The sequence below is a fragment of the Phaeobacter sp. HS011 genome (assembly GCF_018101215.1).
GTDB classification, from domain to species: Bacteria; Pseudomonadota; Alphaproteobacteria; order Rhodobacterales; family Rhodobacteraceae; genus Phaeobacter; species Phaeobacter inhibens.
In genome coordinates this window covers 83937-99334 of the sequence record NZ_JAGEUF010000012.1, presented here as the reverse complement: position 1 = coordinate 99334, position 15398 = coordinate 83937, and the positions used below count along the sequence as shown (strand labels likewise).

Sequence of the window (15398 nt, the reverse complement as noted above, 5' to 3'; positions counted from 1 at the left end):
GTAGGTCAGCAATCGCCCCCTTGGCACAGCTGATCCTTGACCAGTGGGCCAACCTTGCCGAAATCCATCTGGCCGGTGTATTTGCCCTTCAGCGCGCCCATCACCTTTCCCATATCCCGGATCGATTGGGCACCGGTGTCGACAACAGCGGCCTTTACGGCCTCCGCCACTTCGTCATCGCTCAACTGTTTGGGCAGGAATTCTTCGATGATTGAAATCTCGCCCAATTCACGCTCGGCCAGATCCAGCCGCCCGCCCTCTTCATAGGCGCGCGCGCTTTCATTGCGCTGCTTGGTCATCTTACCCAGAATCGCGAGGATCTCAGCATCGCCGATCCCACCCGCTTCGCCATCCACCCGCTCGGCAATTTCGCGGTCCTTGATCGCGGCATTGATCAGACGCAGGGTTGCCAGTCGGGCTGCTGCGCGGTCCTTCATGGCCTGTTTCAGGGCCATATTGACCCGAGTTCGCGTATCCATTTATCTGTCCATTCCCACGGAGTCGGAAACCGGATCTTTACCTAATGTGGTAGGGCAATTCAAGTTGCGGCTATTCGAATGACGTTGGGGCACCCCCAAGCGGCCATCAAACGCGCAGCCGAGCCAGAAGACTGCCCGAACACCGCCGTATCACGTCCACGCAGGCTTGACGCCTTGCGGCCCTCCCCTTACAAGCCCATGAATTTTGCCCAGATTGGAGAGTCGCGCCATGGCCGATACCGTCACGCCCAAACCCACCGCATGTTTGGCGCTCGCAGATGGCACCATCTTTTACGGAAACGGCTTCGGAGCATACGGCGAAACAGTTGCAGAACTGTGCTTCAACACCGCCATGACCGGCTATCAGGAAATCATGACTGATCCCTCCTATGCTGGGCAGATCGTAACCTTCACTTTCCCTCATATCGGCAATACCGGCGTCACCCCGGAAGACGACGAAACCGCTGACCCGGTCGCGGCAGGCATGGTGGTGAAATGGGATCCGACACTGGCCTCCAACTGGCGCGCCACCGAAGAGCTGAAAGACTGGCTGACCCGGACCAACCGTATCGCAATCGGCGGCATTGACACCCGCCGGCTCACCCGCGCAATCCGCCAGCTCGGCGCGCCGCATGTGGCACTGGCCCATGATCCTGACGGCAACTTCGACATCGAAGCGCTGGTCGCCAAGGCCCGCGAATGGTCCGGTCTGGAAGGACTGGATCTGGCCAAAGACGTGACCTGCTCCCAGAGTTACCGCTGGGATGAGATGCGGTGGGCTTGGCCTGAGGGCTACACCCGGCAGGAGGCCCCGAAGCATAAAGTCGTCGCCATCGACTATGGCGCGAAACGCAACATCCTGCGGTGCCTTGCTTCTGCAGGCTGCGACGTTACCGTGCTGCCCGCCTCCGCCACCGCTGAGGAGGTGCTGGCGCACAGCCCTGATGGTGTCTTCCTCTCCAATGGCCCCGGTGATCCCGCCGCCACAGGTGAATATGCCGTACCGATGATCCAGCAGATCCTCGACACCACCGATCTGCCGATGTTCGGGATCTGCCTCGGCCACCAGATGCTGGCGCTGGCGCTTGGCGGCAAGACCGTCAAGATGAACCACGGCCATCACGGCGCCAACCACCCGGTGAAGGAAAACGCCACCGGCAAGGTTGAGATCACCTCAATGAACCATGGCTTTGCCGTGGACGGTCAGAGCCTGCCCGATGGCGTTGAAGAGACCCATGTCTCACTGTTTGACGGCTCCAACTGCGGTATTCGCATCTCGGATCGCCCGGTTTATTCCGTCCAGCACCACCCAGAGGCCAGCCCCGGACCGCAGGACAGTTTCTACCTGTTTGAGCGTTTCGCCGAAGCGATGGCAGCGCGCAAATCCGCGTAAACCTACACAGCTTTAGATAAGCCTGCGCAAAAAATACAGATCCATGGCGAGTTTTCGCCATGGATAACAGGGGGCTGGACAATAGCCCCGGGAAAAACCTCTTGCCCGAATCCAAGACCGCATAAACTGTTCAGTCATGGCTGAGCACAACCTAAGACTGATTGATGCCGCGCGCCCTCTGATCCGGCGAGAGCGCCAAACGTCGTTTGAACGGCGTCTGGTTGAACATCACGCCGTCAGCAAAGATCACCTGATGCGGGCGCTGGTTCTACGCCAGCATCAGCGTGTTCCGATTGATCACATCCTTGTTTCCGAAGGATGGGCCAGTCAGGAGCAGGTTCTGGATGCGCTGTCGTCCGAGCATGGAATGCAACGGGTTGATCTGGGTGGCCATCGCCCCCAGGCGCGTCTGCTCGCGCGCAAACCCGCCCGGTTCTGGCTGCGTCGCTGTGCGCTGCCATATATGCAACTGGGGCAGACACTTGTGGTGGCGATTGCGCATCCGGCCGGTCTTGCAGAGCTGCAACGCGACCTTGCGGAGAGTTTTGGCGATATCCGACCGGTCATCGCCAGTGAGGCCCAGATCACCGAGCTGCTGACCGCGCATTTTCGCGACGATCTCGCCCGCCATGCCAGCGCCTGTGTGCCGCTGACCTACAGCTGCCGTACCCTGGGCCAGCCGAACTGGCTCGGTCTGCCACTCATCATCGGTTTGGCGACCCTTGCACTTGTCACCATTATGCCGAGGGTGGTTTTCACCTTGCTCTGCGGCCTTGCCCTTTTGACACTGCTGCTGTTCGTTCTGCTGAAATGCGCAGGTTTTTTGTCCCATCTTCAGGATCGACGCAGGCAACGTCTGCATCAAAGTGCCCGACCACAACCCAACACCCCGCTCCGATCCGACCAGGTGCTGGGCGTGCCGACAACGCAGCGACGCTTGCCGCGGATCTCCGTTCTGGTGCCCTTGTATAAGGAAGCGGAGATTGGCCGCGCCCTGTTGAGGCGGCTGTGCAAACTCACCTACCCGCGCAGTCTGCTAGAGGTTCTGCTTGTGCTGGAAGAGGATGACGAGGTTACCCGCAATGCCATCCGCTGCGCTGATCTGCCTGAGTGGTTCCGGGTAATCGAGGTACCCGCCCACGGCGGCCTCACCACCAAACCGCGGGCCATGAACTACGCGCTGAACTACTGCCGGGGTGAGATTATCGGCGTATGGGACGCCGAGGACGCACCGGAGCCTGACCAGCTGGAGCAGGTCGCAAGCGCCTTTGCGCTAGGGGACAATGATTTGGCTTGCCTGCAGGGCGCGCTGGACTACTACAACCCCGGCCAGAACTGGATTTCGCGCTGCTTCACGCTTGAATACGCCAGCTGGTTCCGCATCGTGCTGCCGGGCATTGCGCGCCTCGGGCTGGTGGTACCACTGGGCGGCACCACACTCTTCATCCGCCGCGACGTTCTTGAGCAACTGGGCGGCTGGGACGCCCATAACGTGACCGAGGATGCCGATCTCGGCGTCCGTCTCTGCCGTCTTGGCTACCGCACGGAGATGCTGCCCACCACCACCTATGAGGAGGCAAACTGCCGCCCGTGGGCGTGGGTCAAGCAACGATCACGCTGGCTGAAGGGCTTCATGGTCACCTATCTGGTCCATATGCGCCGCCCCGTTGTGCTGGCCCGGCAACTGGGCTGGCGGCAATTTCTTGGCTTACAGGCTTTCTTTCTGGGAACGGTCGGTCAGTTCCTGCTGGCACCCTGCCTCTGGACCTTCTGGCTGATCACCCTCGGGTTCGACCATCCCAGCACACCGCTGCTGCCCGCCGGGGCGCCCTATCTGGCTGCTGCCGTTCTGGTATTTTTCGAATTGCTTGGCATCACGATCGGGATCACCGCTGCTTTCGCCAGCGGACGGCGCTGGCTGGCGCTCTGGACACCCAGCATGATCCTGTATTTCCCAATGGGCGTGATCGCCGTCTACAAGGCGCTCTATGAGCTGATCTTCAAACCGTTTTTTTGGGACAAGACCGCGCATGGACAGTCGCAGAAACAACCGAAAACACCGCTTCCTCGAACATAGGGTGAGGGCAGCCGGTGCCCTATCCCTTGCTGCGATCCCCAGCGTCCTGTTTCAGCCGGGTCATGAAGGCCACCGAAATATGATCCTTCAGCGCCCGGCCCGCCGCCTCCTCGTCGCGTCGCTCAATGGCATTTACAATGTTCTTATGTTCTGCCTGCGCAATCCGCCCCCGGCCCTCTGCGGCCAGTGACGTGGTTGCCATCAGTGCCATGGTGCGATGCACAAGATTCAGCTGCTGCACCAGATAACGGTTGTGGGAGGCAAGATGGATCTGCTCATGGAAACGACGGTTCGCCTTGGCCAGCTCCGTCGGAGTGTCGACAAAGGCATCATCCGAGGTAACCATCTCCTGCAACACCCGAATTTCCTCTTCGGTGGCGTGGCGTGCGGCAAGGCTGGCGGCCAGCCCTTCCAACTCACGCCGCACCACATACAGCTCCGCCATCTGGTTGTGGTCCAGCGAGGCAACAATCAGCGACCGGCCATCACGTTCCAGCAAGGACTGCGTCTCCAGCCGCTGCAAGGCCTCGCGGATCGGGGTGCGCGACACGCCAAACCGTTCAGCAAGGTCGCTTTCGACCAGACGATCACCGGGGCGGTAGACCCCGACATCAATGGCTTCAAGGATCAGCGCATAAGCGTCGGTCTGGCTGGTGCTGCGAGTGAGGCTCATGTCGATCCTTGGATTGTTGCTCACCGATGTCTACAGGCCTCGCAGCCGTGCAATCAACCCCGGCCCGGCCAAGCGGTTAAGATCCGGCTGCTTATTCCTGCCAAAGATCGCGTTTCGACCACATCTAGTCCGCCGGCAATGCTTGCAATTGCACAGGTCGCGGCCTAGGTCCCACGCCATGGTATCGCAATCTTTCTCTCACGTCCGCCACTGGGTGTTCGACCTCGACAACACCCTCTATCACCCGTCCGCCCGGCTGTTTGACCAGATTGAGGTCAAGATGACGGATTATGTCATGGCTGCCCTTGGTGTTGACCAGAAGATGGCCAACAAGCTGCGCGATGACTACTGGCGCGAGCATGGCACCACCCTTGCCGGGCTGATGGCACACCATGATCTGGATCCAGATCCCTTCTTGCTCGAGGTCCACGATATCAACTTCGATCAGCTGGAACCGGACATTCTGCTGGCTGAACGGATCAGAGCGCTGCCCGGCAAACGGATCATTTATACCAATGGCACCGCGCCGTATGCCGAGCAGGTGCTGGCCGCGCGAGGGCTTGAGGGGTGCTTTGACGAGATCTACGGCGTTGAGCACGCGAACTATCGCCCCAAACCGGAGCGCCAGGCCTTTGACATCGTCTTTGCCAAGGCCTGCATCGATACAGCGAAGGCCGCGATGTTTGAGGATGATCCACGCAACCTCCAGGCCCCACATGATCTGGGCATGCGGACCGTCCATGTCGCGCCCGAGGCTACACCCGGCGCGCATATTCATCACCATACAGACGATTTAACCCGGTTCCTCGGCTTACTCTGAGGGCAAGTGGGCTATCACGACCTCTAGCGGCGCATCCTGTCGCACCCCTGTGGCGCGCCGCCGCACCAGCCTTTTGTTGGGGTCGTGAAGGTATATATGGCTGGCATCTTTGACGCGCGCCCGTAGCTTCTTGCTGCTGTGATCCGCGCAGATTGCCCAGACCAAGGATGCCGCCCAATGAATGACATGACTTTTGACCACACCCAGCACCCGACAGCGCCCTCGTCCACCGCACCATCACCTGTGAGGCCGTCTGAAACCCGCAATCAGGCCAATGCGACGAAGGCTCTGCTGGCCATTCTACTCTATGTGCTGCTCTGGGGACTTGCCGTCGCCATCTGGGGGCTGCCTGCACTATTCCTGCCCGCGGTGGCCAAAACAGCCGTCATGTTCGTGATATTGGTGAGCATCACGCGCGGCTAGGCGTCGGCAACCGCAGTCAACGGCACCGTCAAAAAGGACAGTATGTCGCTTGTCATTCTGACCAGCACCGGCCTATCTCAGACGTAGAGACGAAAGGCAGGTTCCATGGCTGAGAGTTGCGACATTCTGATTTCCGGCGGCGGCATCGCAGGGTTGACCGCCGCGGCGACACTGGGTGTTGCCGGGTTCAAGGTGATCTGCGTCGACCCGACGCCACCAGTGACGCTGCGCGATGATGCCGGGGCCGATCTGCGCACCACCGCAATCCTGCAACCGGCCAAGGCATTGCTGCAAGAGGCCGGGATCTGGACCCGGCTTGACAGCCACGCCGCCCCGCTGGACATCATGCGGATCATTGATGCAGGCGGCACTGAGCCTGTGGCCCGCGTCACCAAGGATTTCAAATCTGCCGACATTTCTGATCAGCCTTTTGGCTGGAACCTGCCCAACTGGCTACTGCGCCGTGAACTTCTGGCGCGCCTTGATGACCTCGCGACTGTCGATTTCCGTCCCGGCCTTGGCACCATCAGCCTGTTCACACGCACAAATGCCGCACAGGTCACCCTGAGTGATGGCACCTGCGTCACCGCGAGGCTGGTCCTGGCCTGCGACGGACGTGACAGCCCCATGCGACGCGCGGCGGGCATCCCCGTACGAACAACCCGCTACGGGCAAAAAGCGCTGGCGTTTGCCGTCACACACGCGCAGCCACATCAGAATGTCTCGACCGAGATCCACCGCTCCGGCGGGCCGTTCACACTGGTCCCGCTGCCGGATCACAACGGCCAGCCCTCTTCCGCCATTGTCTGGATGGAGCGCGGCCCACGAGCGCAAGCGCTGCAGCGCATGGATGTGGACGCTTTCGAGACTGAAATGAACCGCCGCAGCTGTGGCGTTCTGGGACAGCTGCGCCTTGCCTCCCGCCGCAGCATCTGGCCCATCATCAGCCAATCAGCCGCCCGCATGAATGGCGAGCACTTGGCGCTGATGGCGGAGGCCGCCCATGTGGTGCCGCCCATCGGGGCGCAGGGATTGAACATGTCTCTGGGCGATCTGCGCGTTCTGCTGGATTTGGCGCAGGCCCGTCCCGAGGCGCTAGGTGATGCCGCCATGCTCGAAAGCTACCATAAGGCCCGCCACAGCGAGATTATGATGCGGGTGAAGGGGATCGATCTCTTGAACCGGACCTCCATGCTGACCCCGCGTCCGCTGCGCGACCTGCGCGCTTTTGGGCTCAATGCGCTCTACTCCATGGCGCCGGTACGCAAAACGCTGATGCAGATGGGGCTGGGTGTCAAATAAGATGCCATTTCTACGGCGTGTCATCACAGGACATTGGCAGCTGATCTGCCTGACGCTGGTGATCGTGCTGCTCTGGTCCACGCCAGCAGTGCTGCCACTGCGTATCCTGACCGTCTTCCTGCACGAAACGTCTCATGCCATTGTCACACTGGCCACCGGCGGTGAGGTGCTCAACCTCACCATAGACCCTTATGAAGGTGGCAGCGTGACGTCCCGGGGCGGCAACCGCTTTCTGACGCTGTCAGCCGGGTATACCGGTTCGCTGTTCATTGGGGCTGCGTTGTTTGTCATCGCCCTGCGCACCGATTGGGACCGTAGAATTCTGGCCCTGTTTGGGGCGTTGACGCTGTTTGTTGCAGCCCTCTATATCCGTGACCTCTTCGCATTCGGCTTCACCTTGGTGACAGGTGCAATGATGTTGGCGACCGCCCGCTACCTCAGCCTTGCCGTCAATGACATGACCCTGCGGATTATCGGCATCAGCAGCATGATCTATGCGCCCCTCGACATCTGGGACGATACGATCGCGCGCTCTTACCTGCGCTCAGATGCCCGTATGATGGCCGAGGACATCGGCGGTACGACCGTAGTTTGGGGTGGTCTATGGCTGGCAATCAGTCTGGCAGTGATTGGGATCACGCTCCGATATGGGCTTGGCAAATCCAGCAATATCTCACTGCGCCGCAAGGTGTAGATCATCCCAGCGGACCCGGCCTGCGTTCCTCGCTCAACAGCACATTTGCATCAACACTGCCCACGCCGGGCAGCGTCATCACCCGCCGCCGCAGCACCCGCTCGAAATCGGCAATATCCCGAGCGCTGACTCGCAGGCGGTAATCATACATGCCCAGAATATGCTCCACCGTTTGCACCTCGGGGATAGCGGACACTGCGCGTTCGAAATCTTCCAGGCTGACCCGTCCTTTGGTGGCCAGCTTGATACCCAGAAAGACGGTCACGCCAAAGCCCAGCTTGCCTGCATCCAGATCCAGTTTGCGCCCGGTGATAATGCCTGCCTCCTGCAACCGGCGAATGCGGCGCCACGCCGCCGGCTGGCTAAGGTCCAGCGCGCGCCCCAAAGCCCCCGCCGTTTGCGTGGCATCCCGGCTGAGAGCGCGCAAGAACGCATGATCAATCTCGTCTAACTGGATCATATCGGCAGCGCCTCGTTCGATTTGATCCGCGCCACATGCATCAGCGCCTCGATATCGGTGATATGCGGCAAGGTCAGGATCGCCGCACGGTAGATCTGCTGATAATGCGGCATGTCCCGCGCAATCACCGAAAGCCGCACATCCACCTGCCCCAGAAAGGTCTGGATCTCCAGCACCTCAGGGATCTCGCGTGCGGCGGGAATAAACTCATCAAAGGCCCGCGGATTGGTCTTGTCCAGCGTGATGCGCAGGGAGACCTCTACTTCATAGCCCAAGGCCCGCCAGTCGATCACCGCCCGCTGACCAAGGATCACGCCTCCCTCGCGCAGCTTCTCCAGTCGCCGCGACAGCCGCGACGCAGTCAGGCCAAGGCGGTCCCCCAGATCAGGCAGCGATTGTTCGGGATCCGCCTGCAGGTGGCGAAGTATGCGTCGGTCAAGGTCATCAAGCATGAAATATACGATATAGCCTCATATGAAGAATAGCTATTGCATAATCGATACGATTTTCATCCCCATTAGGACTACTTTGCCTGCTAGCACCCCCTATGATGCCTTCAAACACGAACAAGAGGAATGTGATCATGCGTGTATACTATGACCGCGACTGCGACGTTAACCTGATCAAGGACAAGAAAGTGGCCATCCTGGGCTACGGCTCCCAGGGTCACGCCCACGCGCTGAACCTGCGCGATTCCGGTGCCAAGAACCTTGTTGTTGCGCTGCGCGAAGGCTCTGCTTCCGCCAAGAAAGCCGAAGGCGAAGGCCTTCAAGTCATGGGTATCGCCGAAGCCGCAGCCTGGTGTGACGTGATCATGTTCACCATGCCCGACGAACTGCAGGCCGAAACCTACAAGAAATACGTCCATGACAACATCAAGCCCGGTGCAGCCATCGCATTTGCCCACGGCCTGAACGTGCACTTTGGCCTGATTGAGCCGAAAGAAGGCGTTGACGTCATCATGATGGCCCCCAAAGGCCCCGGCCACACCGTGCGCGGCGAATACACCAAAGGCGGCGGCGTGCCCTGCCTCGTGGCTGTTGACACCGACGCCACCGGCAAAGCGCTGGAAATCGGCCTCTCCTACTGCTCCGCCATCGGTGGCGGCCGCTCCGGCATCATCGAGACCAACTTCCGCGAAGAATGCGAAACCGACCTCTTCGGCGAACAGGCCGTTCTGTGCGGCGGCATCGTTGAGCTGATCCGTTGCGGTTTTGAAACTTTGGTCGAAGCAGGCTACGCACCTGAAATGGCCTATTTCGAGTGCCTGCACGAAACCAAGCTGATCGTTGACCTGATCTACGAAGGCGGCATCGCCAACATGGATTACTCGATCTCCAACACCGCAGAGTACGGCCAGTACGTCACCGGCCCGCGCATCCTGCCCTACGAGCAGACCAAGAAAGCCATGAAGGACGTCCTGACAGACATCCAGCAGGGCAAATTCGTGCGCGACTTCATGCTGGAAAACGCTGTGGGCCAGCCCACAATCAAAGCCTCGCGTCGTGCCAACGACGAGCACCAGATCGAAGTGGTCGGCGGCAAGCTGCGCGACATGATGCCTTGGATCTCGGCCGGCAAGATGGTCGACAAAGAGAAGAACTAAGGCGCCCGCGGATCCTTCCGCAGCCTTTTCCTCTGCTGGGCGCTCCGTATTGGGGCGCCCTTTTTATATGAACCGATTGAGGCTTTCCCATGTCAGAATCTCCAGGTGGCGCCAATTGGGCCAAGCTTCTGTTCCTCGGTGTGATCTGGGGCGCCTCCTTCATGGCGGTGTCGCTGGCACTCAGGGGCTTCCCACCGATGACCATCGCCGCGCTCAGAATTCTGATCGGCGCGCTATGCCTGCTTGCTGTGGTCAGGGTCATGGGAATTCAACTGCCTACGCTGCGCACACATGACGGACGGATTATCTGGGCCTGCGCTTTCGGCATGGGGTTCTTCAGCAACGCTCTGCCGTTCACCTTGCTCAGCTGGGGGCAGACCTATGTGGCCAGCGGCTTTGCCGGGGTTTGCATGGCGGTGGTGCCGCTGTTTGTTCTGCCGCTGGCGCATCTGCTGGTGCCCGGCGAGCATATGACCCTGCGCCGCACTATCAGCTTTCTCATTGGCTTTGCCGGCGTGGTCGTGCTGATCGGGCTGGACGCCTTCCGCTCTGCGGGTACGGATTTCGAATCCCTCGCCCGGCTCGCCTGCCTTGGCGCAGCGCTGTGCTATGCCATCGGTTCAATCATTACCCGGCTTTGCCCGAAGGTGAACATGCTGTCCCTCTCTGCCGCGGCGCTCCTCTGCGGTGCCGCCATGATGACACCTGCCGCGCTCTGGGCCGAAGGCGTGCCGGACCTGCCTGCCATCCAGCCGCTCAGCGCCGTCATATACCTTGGCCTCTTGCCAACAGCCCTCGCCCAGGTGCTGCTGGTGCAGGTCGCCCGCAGCGCAGGTCCGGCGTTCCTGTCCACCGTGAACTATCAGGTGCCCGTCTGGTCGGTGATCTTCGGTGCCGCCCTGCTTGGCGAAACCCTGCCGCCGCAGCTCTTTGCTGCACTGGCGCTGATCCTCGGCGGATTGCTTCTCAGCCGCCGCCGACGCCCGCGCGCGGCCTGCCCGTGAAACCACCTCGATAGATAACAAAGCAATTGCCATTGACCCAACGCGCCCGGCGGGGTCTTGTCGCGCGGTGAACCGGCGGAGGACCCTATGCCCAATATCGCACCGCGCTACTGGCTGATGATCGCCATCCTCGGCTTTGTCTGGGGCGGGACATTCCTGCTGATCAAGCTTGCGCTAGAGGGCACCACCCCGTTCTGGCTGGCGGCCAGCCGCATCGGGTTTGCAGCACTTCTGCTCAGTGCAATCTGGGGCGCGCGCGGGTTCAAGCTGTTCAAAGATCAGACAAACTGGCCGTCGCTGACCCTGATCGGCATCCTCAGCACTGCCCTGCCCTTCATGCTGATCTCGTGGGGGCAGCAGCATGTTTCCTCCGGATTTACCGGCGTCAGCATGGCCGCCATCCCGCTGATGGTACTGCCGCTGGCGCATGTTTTCATCCCAGGAGAGCAAATGAGCCTGCGCCGGGTGATCGGATTTGCCATCGGCTTTGGCGGGGTTGCAGTCCTGCTCGGCAGCAAAGCATTTGAAAGCAGCGGCGCGGCGCTTGAAGGCTATGGTCGCACCGCCTGTCTTGCCGCTGCCGCCTGCTACTCGGTCAGCTCCATCCTGACGCGCCGCCTGCCGCCCGTGGATCCGTTGGGGCTGGCCGCCATCCTCCTGCTCATCGGGTCCGCGCTCATCATCCCCGTCGCCTGGCTGGCAGAGGGGCCGCCGGTGATCCCTGACACTCGAACCCTCTGCATTGCTGCAGTCCTGGGCCTGATCCCGACTGCCGCCGCAAACCTCTTGCGCGTTATCGTGGTGCGCGAGGCCGGTCCCACCTTCATGACACTGACGAATTATCAGGTGCCGGTCTGGGCCGTCGTGTTGGGCGCATTTTTTCTGGACGAGGAGCTGCCGCCTGCGATGCTAATGGCGCTACTGCTGATCCTCAGCGGCCTTTGCATCAGCCAGTTTGGTGCCCTGACACGACTGTTTGGGCGCACAAAAAAATAGTCCATAGGATAAAAAGTGCCCGCCAGCTGAAACATCAGCAGCGGGCAATTCCAGCCAGTCTCGTCGCAATCCCAAGACGACTTTACTCGGCGACCGCCGCCTCAACCGCAGCAACCACGCTGTCCACCGCTGCCGTCAGCACCTTGGCGTCTTCACACTCTGCCATGACCCTAACCAGCGGTTCAGTGCCTGATTTGCGAATCAAAAGACGGCCCTGTCCGGCCAGCGTTTCCTCTGCCACCCTGATCGCCGTCTGAACCTGATCGCTTTCCAGTGGAGTCTGCCCGGCAGCAAAGCGTACGTTTTTCAACAACTGTGGCACCGGAGCAAATTGCTGCGCAAGCTGAGAGGCCGGTTTATCGGCGCGCACCATCTCCGCCAGGAAATGCAGCCCGGCCATCAACCCGTCACCGGTGGTGGCATAATCCGTCATCACGATATGGCCGGATTGCTCACCGCCAAGGTTGAACCCGCCCTCACGCATCCGCTCCACCACATAGCGGTCGCCGACCGCCGTGCGTTCAAGGGCAATGCCCCGCGCCGCAAGATGACGCTCCAACCCAAGGTTCGACATGACGGTTGATACCAGCGCATTCCCCGCCAGTACCCCGTCCTCAGCCCAGCGTGTTGCCAGCAGTGCCATCAACTGATCGCCGTCGGCCACCTTGCCCGTGTCATCAATAATGATCACCCGGTCCGCATCACCGTCCAGACAGATCCCGACATGGGCGCCATGGGCCACCACAGTTTCCGCCGCCGTGCCCGGATGTGTCGATCCACAATCGCGGTTGATATTGGTGCCATCCGGCGAAACCCCCACCGGGATTACCTCCGCCCCCAGCTCCCACAGGATCTCCGGTGCGGCCCTATGGGCGGCACCATTGGCGCAATCGATCACCACTTTCAGCCCATCCAGACGGATATCGCGAGGCAACGAGCTTTTGACACGCTCGCCATAACGGAACCGGGCATCGTCGATCCGTTTGGCGCGGCCAATATTCTGCGCCTGCGCAGGCTCAACACCCGCTTCGATCAGCGCTTCCAACTCCATCTCGACCGTGTCGGACAGTTTGAACCCGTCAGGGCCAAAAAATTTGATCCCATTATCCGCCGCCGGATTGTGGCTGGCAGAGATCATCACGCCCAGATCAGCCCGCATCGACCGTGTCATCAGGCCGACAGCCGGCGTCGGCACCGGGCCAAGCAACAGCACATTCATACCGGTAGAAGTCAAACCCGCCGTCAGCGCGCTTTCGAACATATAGCCCGACAGGCGCGTATCCTTGCCAATCACGACACGGTGCACACCAGAGGCATCACGGCGAAAATACCGCCCCACGGCGGCGCCGATGCGCAGCGCCATGTCCGCAGTCATAGGGTGAATATTGGCGGTGCCGCGCACGCCATCAGTGCCAAAGAATTTGCGCATATCAGCCCTTTCGGTCGGGGTCTTATCGGACGGCCTGCCACAGGCGAACCGCCTGCACCGTCTCAGCAACATCATGCACCCGCAGGAATTGCACGCCTTGGGCCAGCGCTGCAAGCCCTACCGCAATAGAGCCCGGCGCGCGGGCGGCGGCATCCGGCTCATGCCCCAGCTTGCCAATGAACCCCTTGCGGGACACCCCCAGCAGAATCGGACAGCCAAGGCCGTGAAACAGGCTGAGATTACGCAACAGGATCAGATTGTGCTCCAGCGTCTTGCCGAAGCCGATACCGGGATCAATCACGATCTGTTCGCGCACGACACCGATATCCTCCAGCCGGTCAATCTGCGCTTTGAGAAAGTCATAGACGTCGAGCAACACATTGTCATAGGCCGGACTGTCCTGCATCGTCGCGGGATCGCCCTGCGCATGCATGATACAGGCAGGTACCCCGGCCTGGGCCGTCAACGGGGCCAGCGCCGGGTCAAAGGTAAAGCCGGACACATCATTGGTGAGGCTTGCACCGGCTTCCAGCGCCTCTGCCAGCACCACGGCCTTGCGGGTGTCGATGGAAATCGGAACCTGCGACTTGGCTCGGATCGCGGCGATCACCGGCGCGGTGCGACGAATCTCCTCCTCCTCAGGGACCAGAACAGCACCGGGGCGGGTGGATTCGCCACCAACATCGATAATACTGGCACCATCAGCCACCATCTGCAGTGCAACCGCGCAGGCCGTGCCAACCTCATCGTGCTGACCACCATCGGAAAAACTGTCAGGCGTCACATTCAGAATGCCCATGATCTGCGGCTGGGTCATATCCAGCCCAGCGATCGTCGCGCGGCGCGCGGTCAGCCGGTGCCGGACATCTTCGGGCAGCAGCCCTGCAGGCATCAGCCGTGGCGGCGCACCGCGGTCCAGAACTTCGACTTGAGTAAACCAAAGAGCGCCACTGATCAGCGACAACGCTCCCTCGGGGCGGTTTTCCCCGTGCTGAACCAGCGGCCGGTAATAACTCACAGTTGGGTCTGCTCCACATCCACAGCGCGCAGTGGCACCCCTGGATTATCAGGCAGTGCAGCGCCAATCACGATCATTTCGCCGGCCTCAAATGTGGCGGCGAACCACGCAGCCAGCGCCACCGCATCGGAGGGCGCTGCCGAGGGGCCATCTACCGCATCCAAAACGATTTTTGACGGCGCCCAGACGCAAATCTGCCCGTTTTTCATGCCCCAGTCCAGCTCCGTCCGCGTGGAAACGACAACGCAGCGATCATCCTTTGCAGCCAGCCGCCAGGCGTTCTGTTCAATGGCCAACAGATCAATCCGCCGCTGGGTCCATTTATGACCCGTTTGCGGTGTTGCCAGCTCATGCGCGCCTACACAGAGGATCAGCGGACGCTGGCGGCATTCCATCTGGTCAATCCAGCCGGTCAGACCGTCGCTGTCGATGGCGCTGTTGGACAGATACATCAGCCGTGGGTGCGGGCGTTCTTCGCTGTCCACCTCGCTGGCAACCTGATCGCGCGCGCGCACAATCTCGACGCCGAGCGCACCGGGGCCGCGATCAAGCTTTTCGATCCGCACAAAGGCGCGCACCGCCTGCGGTTCCAGAAGGATCCGCTCCGCGACCCGCTCCGCCAGGGTTTCCAGTAGGTTCAGCCGCTCCTCCGACAACTCATGCGCAATCGCCTCAGTCACACGGTCATATGACAGAATGCGGTCAACATCGTCGTCCAGATCCGCAGGCAGCGGTGCAATTTCCACAACCACGTTAAAGCAGATCCGCTGGGTCGTGCCGCGCTCCGCCTGAAACGCACCGATCTCTACTTCTACGGTATGATCACGCAGGGAAATCCGGTCCAGTGGCCCACGAGACGCAGTGGCCTCAGACCGTTCCGAGGGGTGCGCAAATGCGAGACGAATTTCTGACGACATAACGATCGGGCCCCTGACTGGCTATCTGGCGGTGAGGTTCCAGCATAAACATGCGGCGCCCGCATAACAGGCCTTCATGCGCCATACCAGTGGCCGAAAGCGGCGCC

At 60.9% G+C, this 15398-nt stretch carries 16 protein-coding genes; 9 read left to right on the top strand and 7 right to left on the bottom strand.

Going from position 1 to position 15398, the window contains the following annotated elements:
- Nucleotides 1-5: 5 nt before the first annotated feature.
- On the bottom strand, nt 6-479 hold the full coding sequence (locus J4721_RS18730; RefSeq protein ID WP_014873764.1) for a GatB/YqeY domain-containing protein: 474 nt from the start codon (nt 477-479) through the stop codon (nt 6-8).
- 229 nt (nt 480-708) lie between these two features.
- Between J4721_RS18730 and carA the strand changes: the two genes are divergently transcribed.
- Nucleotides 709-1872, top strand: coding sequence for a glutamine-hydrolyzing carbamoyl-phosphate synthase small subunit (carA, locus tag J4721_RS18725; protein ID WP_014873763.1), 1164 nt, complete (start codon nt 709-711; stop codon nt 1870-1872).
- Nucleotides 1873-2008: 136 nt separating this feature from the next.
- Nucleotides 2009-3949, top strand: coding sequence for a glycosyltransferase (locus J4721_RS18720; protein WP_247656200.1), 1941 nt, complete (start codon nt 2009-2011; stop codon nt 3947-3949).
- A gap of 19 nt (nt 3950-3968) precedes the next feature.
- On the opposite strand, the gene J4721_RS18715 is transcribed toward J4721_RS18720, so the two are convergent.
- Nucleotides 3969-4622: a GntR family transcriptional regulator gene (locus J4721_RS18715; RefSeq protein WP_014873761.1), complete on the bottom strand. Its 654-nt coding sequence runs from the start codon at nt 4620-4622 to the stop codon at nt 3969-3971.
- 178 nt (nt 4623-4800) lie between these two features.
- Between J4721_RS18715 and J4721_RS18710 the strand changes: the two genes are divergently transcribed.
- The 4 genes from J4721_RS18710 (at nt 4801) to J4721_RS18695 (ending at nt 7861) form a co-directional block, all read left to right on the top strand.
- Nucleotides 4801-5442: a pyrimidine 5'-nucleotidase gene (locus J4721_RS18710; RefSeq protein WP_211003419.1), complete on the top strand. Its 642-nt coding sequence runs from the start codon at nt 4801-4803 to the stop codon at nt 5440-5442.
- A gap of 177 nt (nt 5443-5619) precedes the next feature.
- A complete protein-coding gene (locus J4721_RS18705) occupies nt 5620-5865 on the top strand; it encodes a hypothetical protein (RefSeq protein WP_102854141.1) in 246 nt (81 codons plus the stop codon).
- Nucleotides 5866-5970: 105 nt separating this feature from the next.
- A complete protein-coding gene (locus J4721_RS18700; RefSeq protein ID WP_102874723.1) occupies nt 5971-7167 on the top strand; it encodes a UbiH/UbiF family hydroxylase in 1197 nt (398 codons plus the stop codon).
- Between the two features lies 1 nt (nt 7168).
- Nucleotides 7169-7861, top strand: a complete 693-nt coding sequence (locus J4721_RS18695; protein ID WP_102874724.1) for a M50 family metallopeptidase — start codon at nt 7169-7171, stop codon at nt 7859-7861.
- A gap of 1 nt (nt 7862) precedes the next feature.
- Here J4721_RS18695 and J4721_RS18690 read toward each other — a convergent pair whose 3' ends face one another.
- Together J4721_RS18690 and J4721_RS18685 are read right to left on the bottom strand one after the other, a co-directional pair.
- A complete protein-coding gene (locus tag J4721_RS18690) occupies nt 7863-8321 on the bottom strand; it encodes an Lrp/AsnC family transcriptional regulator (RefSeq protein ID WP_102854138.1) in 459 nt (152 codons plus the stop codon).
- Entirely contained in the window at nt 8318-8773 is a 456-nt protein-coding gene (locus tag J4721_RS18685; protein WP_014879291.1) for an Lrp/AsnC family transcriptional regulator, read from the bottom strand. The genes J4721_RS18690 and J4721_RS18685 overlap by 4 nt, the downstream gene beginning before the upstream one ends.
- Nucleotides 8774-8904: 131 nt before the next feature.
- Here J4721_RS18685 and ilvC point away from each other — a divergent pair, with 131 nt between their 5' ends.
- The 3 genes from ilvC to J4721_RS18670 all read left to right on the top strand — a co-directional run bounded on the left by ilvC (nt 8905) and on the right by J4721_RS18670 (nt 11927).
- Nucleotides 8905-9927, top strand: a complete 1023-nt coding sequence (gene ilvC / locus J4721_RS18680) for a ketol-acid reductoisomerase (RefSeq protein ID WP_014873754.1) — start codon at nt 8905-8907, stop codon at nt 9925-9927.
- A gap of 89 nt (nt 9928-10016) precedes the next feature.
- The gene (locus J4721_RS18675) at nt 10017-10931 is read left to right on the top strand and encodes a DMT family transporter (RefSeq protein ID WP_211003418.1); all 915 of its coding nucleotides are present in this window, start codon (nt 10017-10019) and stop codon (nt 10929-10931) included.
- 87 nt (nt 10932-11018) lie between these two features.
- Nucleotides 11019-11927: a DMT family transporter gene (locus J4721_RS18670; protein WP_102874726.1), complete on the top strand. Its 909-nt coding sequence runs from the start codon at nt 11019-11021 to the stop codon at nt 11925-11927.
- Between the two features lie 82 nt (nt 11928-12009).
- Here J4721_RS18670 and glmM read toward each other — a convergent pair whose 3' ends face one another.
- The 3 genes from glmM to J4721_RS18655 are packed head-to-tail and all read right to left on the bottom strand — an operon-like array spanning nt 12010 to nt 15291.
- A complete protein-coding gene (glmM, locus tag J4721_RS18665; RefSeq protein WP_014879288.1) occupies nt 12010-13356 on the bottom strand; it encodes a phosphoglucosamine mutase in 1347 nt (448 codons plus the stop codon).
- 22 nt (nt 13357-13378) lie between these two features.
- Complete coding sequence (gene folP / locus J4721_RS18660; protein WP_102869549.1) at nt 13379-14374, bottom strand: dihydropteroate synthase; 996 nt, start codon at nt 14372-14374, stop codon at nt 13379-13381.
- Entirely contained in the window at nt 14371-15291 is a 921-nt protein-coding gene (locus J4721_RS18655) for a dihydroneopterin aldolase (RefSeq protein WP_027247907.1), read from the bottom strand. The genes folP and J4721_RS18655 overlap by 4 nt, the downstream gene beginning before the upstream one ends.
- Between the last annotated feature and the right edge of the window lie 107 nt (nt 15292-15398).

Bases quoted from the DNA above. Each gene is read 5' to 3' on its own strand.
- J4721_RS18720 (WP_247656200.1), top strand. From the start codon at position 2,009: ATGGCTGAGCACAACCTAAGACTGATTGATGCCGCGCGCCCTCTGATC.
- J4721_RS18715 (WP_014873761.1), bottom strand. From the start codon at position 4,622: ATGAGCCTCACTCGCAGCACCAGCCAGACCGACGCTTATGCGCTGATC.
- J4721_RS18710 (WP_211003419.1), top strand. From the start codon at position 4,801: ATGGTATCGCAATCTTTCTCTCACGTCCGCCACTGGGTGTTCGACCTC.
- J4721_RS18705 (WP_102854141.1), top strand. From the start codon at position 5,620: ATGAATGACATGACTTTTGACCACACCCAGCACCCGACAGCGCCCTCG.
- J4721_RS18690 (WP_102854138.1), bottom strand. From the start codon at position 8,321: ATGATCCAGTTAGACGAGATTGATCATGCGTTCTTGCGCGCTCTCAGC.
- carA (WP_014873763.1), top strand. From the start codon at position 709: ATGGCCGATACCGTCACGCCCAAACCCACCGCATGTTTGGCGCTCGCA.
- J4721_RS18685 (WP_014879291.1), bottom strand. From the start codon at position 8,773: ATGCTTGATGACCTTGACCGACGCATACTTCGCCACCTGCAGGCGGAT.
- glmM (WP_014879288.1), bottom strand. From the start codon at position 13,356: ATGCGCAAATTCTTTGGCACTGATGGCGTGCGCGGCACCGCCAATATT.
- J4721_RS18655 (WP_027247907.1), bottom strand. From the start codon at position 15,291: ATGTCGTCAGAAATTCGTCTCGCATTTGCGCACCCCTCGGAACGGTCT.
- J4721_RS18730 (WP_014873764.1), bottom strand. From the start codon at position 479: ATGGATACGCGAACTCGGGTCAATATGGCCCTGAAACAGGCCATGAAG.
- J4721_RS18675 (WP_211003418.1), top strand. From the start codon at position 10,017: ATGTCAGAATCTCCAGGTGGCGCCAATTGGGCCAAGCTTCTGTTCCTC.
- J4721_RS18670 (WP_102874726.1), top strand. From the start codon at position 11,019: ATGCCCAATATCGCACCGCGCTACTGGCTGATGATCGCCATCCTCGGC.
- J4721_RS18695 (WP_102874724.1), top strand. From the start codon at position 7,169: ATGCCATTTCTACGGCGTGTCATCACAGGACATTGGCAGCTGATCTGC.
- ilvC (WP_014873754.1), top strand. From the start codon at position 8,905: ATGCGTGTATACTATGACCGCGACTGCGACGTTAACCTGATCAAGGAC.
- J4721_RS18700 (WP_102874723.1), top strand. From the start codon at position 5,971: ATGGCTGAGAGTTGCGACATTCTGATTTCCGGCGGCGGCATCGCAGGG.